We start from the raw sequence: 221 nt of genomic DNA, 5'->3' as shown, positions 1-221 counted from the left end.
ATTAAGCAACGAAACGCCACTGCAAAATCGACTTATGAAGCTGCGATGAAGAAATACGAAGCAGATTTGGCGGCAGTTAAGCAAGCAAATGCTACCAACGAAGCAGACTACCAAGCTAAGCTAGCCGAATACCAGACGGAATTAGCTCGCGTTCAAAAAGCTAATGCCGATGCAAAAGCAACTTACGAGAAGGCAGTTGAAGACAACAAGGCAAAAAATGC

At 44.3% G+C, this 221-nt stretch carries 1 protein-coding gene; it reads left to right on the top strand.

Annotated features, from left to right (window positions below; genetic code table 11):
* On the top strand, positions 1-221 hold a 221-nt coding region (locus HMPREF2655_RS03065; RefSeq protein WP_142352119.1), incomplete at both ends, for a hypothetical protein.

Origin of the sequence: Streptococcus sp. HMSC066F01 (genome assembly GCF_001837335.1) — a bacterium.
GTDB classification, from domain to species: domain Bacteria; phylum Bacillota; class Bacilli; order Lactobacillales; family Streptococcaceae; genus Streptococcus; species Streptococcus oralis_S.
The sequence above is the reverse complement of the archived record's forward strand: the minus strand, read 5'-3'. Positions and strand labels throughout refer to the sequence as shown.